3 protein-coding genes and 1 pseudogene are annotated in these 3,211 nt (G+C 40.8%); all 4 read right to left on the bottom strand.

Annotated elements, in window-relative coordinates:
* The coding region (gene recJ, locus VIH09_RS03845) for a single-stranded-DNA-specific exonuclease RecJ (protein WP_331578059.1) at window positions 1-1,566 on the bottom strand (1,566 nt) is incomplete at its 3' end.
* 45 nt (window positions 1,567-1,611) lie between these two features.
* A complete protein-coding gene (locus VIH09_RS03840) occupies window positions 1,612-1,956 on the bottom strand; it encodes a HopJ type III effector protein (RefSeq protein ID WP_331578057.1) in 345 nt (114 codons plus the stop codon).
* A gap of 11 nt (window positions 1,957-1,967) precedes the next feature.
* Window positions 1,968-2,690 (bottom strand): 16S rRNA (cytidine(1402)-2'-O)-methyltransferase, encoded by a 723-nt coding sequence (gene rsmI, locus VIH09_RS03835; RefSeq protein WP_331578055.1) that lies wholly within the window; start codon window positions 2,688-2,690, stop codon window positions 1,968-1,970.
* An 84-nt stretch (window positions 2,691-2,774) separates the two neighbouring features.
* Window positions 2,775-3,211, bottom strand: a pseudogene (locus VIH09_RS03830) (hypothetical protein); the annotation flags it as partial.

Genomic DNA, 3,211 nt, shown 5'->3' with positions numbered 1-3,211 from the left:
GAATCCTATTGCGGGAATTCCCTCGGAATTATTTTGTTTAACGAAGAGTTTCAAATGCTCGTCCTCGGTCCCCAATTTCTTCGCATAGCCCGTGTCTTTTAGATTCTTCGTCAAGAAAACGGGAGTCATGTTTTGTGGGCCAAACGGTTCAAATTGCTTTAAAATTCGGGTCAGTTTCGGTGTGATATCGGCAAAATCTATTTCGGCATCAATCTCGATTTCCGGAATCAACATATCGGGATGGATCGTCTCCTGAACCTGTTTCTCAAACGCCTCCTTAAAGACCGAATAGTTTTCTTCCTTTAAAGTCATTCCCGCGGCATACATATGTCCGCCGAATTGCTCCAAATGTTGCGAGCAGGCTTCCAGCGCGTTATAAACGTCAAAACCTTTGACTGATCGAGCCGAAGCGGCATATTTATCACCGCTTTTCGTGAAAACAAGCGTAGGGCGATAGTAGGTTTCAATCAAGCGGGAGGCTACGATCCCGATAACGCCTTTGTGCCAGTCTTCCTGGTATATGACGGTTGTGAACCGTTCTTTTTCGTCATTATTTTCAATTTGCAGCAGCCCTTCTTTGGTGATTTGCTTGTCCAAGTCCTTTCGGTCGGAATTGTATTGTTCAATTTCCGAGGCAAATTGTTGTGCCTGTTCAAAATCGAATTCGGTTAATAACTCAACCGCATGATTGCCGTGCTTGATGCGTCCCGCGGCGTTGATTCGCGGCGCGATGATAAAAACGACATCAGTTATATCTAGGGTTTGTTTTTTTATTTGCTGAATCAGAGCCTTGATCCCCGGTCTGGGGTCGCTATTGATTACTTGCAGACCAAAATAGGCAAGCACCCTGTTTTCGCCTGTCATAGGGACAATATCGGCGGCGATTGCAGTAGCTACAAGGTCTAAGTACGGAATGAAATCGTCAATGGCTTGATTTCTATTGCTGCCCAAAGCTTGTATTAATTTAAATCCGACACCGCAACCGCACAATTCGTCATAGGGATAGGAACAATCAGCTCTTTTTGGGTCGAGCACCGCACCTGCTTCGGGTAAAAATTCTCCAGGTCTGTGGTGGTCGCAGATGATGAAATCGATGTTTCGTTCTTTTGCGTAAGCGACATGGTCGATGGATTTTATTCCGCAATCCAAAGCGATAATCAACGTAATGCTATTGTCGTCAGCAAAGTCAATCCCTTTAAAGGAGATTCCGTAGCCTTCGGCATAGCGATCGGGGATATAAGTGGCAATATTAGTGTAATATGATTTCAGATAGGAGGAAACCAAAGAAACTGCGGTGGTTCCATCGACATCATAATCCCCGAAAACGAGAATGTTTTCTTGGTTCGCAATCGCTAATTCAATCCTTGCCACTGCTTTATCCATATCTTTCATCAAGAACGGGTCGTGCAAATGCTCCAATGAAGGGCGGAAAAAATTCTTCGCATCCTTAAAAGTTTCAATGCCTCGTTGAACCAATAAAGTGGCGACAAAATCTTCTACATTCAAAGCTTGCGCCAGATTTTTTATCTTTTCCTCTGAAGGTTTTGGTTTAATCGTCCAGCGCATCGTTCTATTGTTTAAAGTGTCAGGTTAAAGTTTTATAATGCCGATTTATTTCAACTCTAAAGCTTCGCCGTGAAACTGAATTCCGTTCCAGCCGGTTTTTATGAAATTGCGAATGTTTTGATGGTCATTTCCTTCTGGGTTTTTCAAAACGTCTTCAAAATAATAGCCGCCAAAACAAGCTAATGTTTCTTCTTGTGATAAGTTTTGCAGTTTGGCGAAAGCAAACAATTTACAGGAACCGGAATTTTCGCCCGTTGCATTTTGTTGATTTCCGTTTTGGAAAGCAGTTGGTGTAAAAACGTAGTGTTCCTCTATTGTTGCCATGGTGTCGGTAAATGCAATAGTTTTTGGAGCTTGTTTTAATCGGGTGATATAAGATGTTAAATTCATATTGGTCATGATTACGCTTCTTCTTCGTCTTTCGAGAATTTACTCTTTTTAACTTCCTTAACGATTGGTTTTCCTCCTATGACAACAACGATTTCCCCCCTTGGAGCTGTTTTTTCAAAATGGGTTAAAACTTCTCGTACCGTCCCTCGAACATTTTCTTCATGTAGTTTTGATAATTCCCTAGATACGCAAATGGGTCTGTCTTCGCCAAAGTAGGTAATAAATTCAGTCAATGTTTTTAGTAATTTATGCGGAGAAACGTATAAAATCATAGTGCGCGTTTCTTCCGCTAAAGCTAAATAGCGTGTTTGTTTTCCTTTTTTGTCAGGCAAGAATCCCTCGAAAACAAATTTATCATTGGGTAAACCACTATTGACCAAAGCAGGAACAAAAGCAGTTGCTCCAGGCAAACACTCTACTTCAACTCCATTTTCAATACAAGCGCGAGTCAACAGGAAACCTGGATCCGATATAGCTGGAGTACCTGCATCCGAAATTAAGGCGATGTTTTCTCCGGCTTTCAATCGAGAAATCAAATTTTCGACCGTTTTGTGCTCGTTGTGCATGTGATGACTGTACATGTGTGTGCCAATCTCAAAATGTTTCAGGAGTTTTCCGCTGGTGCGTGTGTCTTCAGCCAGAATCAAATCAACTTCTTTAAGAATTCGGATTGCTCTAAAAGTCATGTCTTCGAGATTGCCTATTGGTGTGGGAACTATGTATAATTTTGACATATGATAGATGCGAGTATTCTAATTAGTTTTGCATAAAAACAAAGAGGGTGCTTTTTTGCCGTGATGTAACAAATTCAGATTAGCTTAAAGGAATTTTTTTTCAATGATGTCCATGAATCGTTCGGCATAATCATCCTTTCCTTTCCAATAGTTATAATCAGGCTTTACCATCTCCTCTATGAAATTTTTTGTTTCATAAAAATTGTCAAAGGTGATTAGCTGATTGAGCACGCGGTTATAATCTTCAGTGCTGTTTCCAAAAAGGTGTTTCACAAAAGCGATTCTATCATTCAAATCAATGTCGATTCCTTTTGACAACTTGTCATTTAAAGATACGGCTTTTGCTTTTTTAGTTTCAGGTTTCGATTGCTCTTCATTAATTGATTTTTTTTCCGGTGTCTCAATTTGTACCGGTTCAAATGTCGTTTCCGGATGTTTAGCTTCAACGTCACCCACTTTCACAAAATGAGGTTCACTATAATTGCCCCCCAATAAATCCGCAAATGATATCTGCACCGTTT

Source organism: Flavobacterium sp., assembly GCF_036515215.1.
Lineage (GTDB): Bacteria > Bacteroidota > Bacteroidia > Flavobacteriales > Flavobacteriaceae > Flavobacterium.
The sequence above is the reverse complement of the archived record's forward strand: the minus strand, read 5'-3'. Positions and strand labels throughout refer to the sequence as shown.

What these genes read in the sequence shown, in the direction of transcription:
- VIH09_RS03840 (WP_331578057.1), bottom strand. Translation starts at nt 1,956, where the DNA reads ATGAATTTAACATCTTATATCACCCGATTAAAACAAGCTCCAAAAACT.
- rsmI (WP_331578055.1), bottom strand. Translation starts at nt 2,690, where the DNA reads ATGTCAAAATTATACATAGTTCCCACACCAATAGGCAATCTCGAAGAC.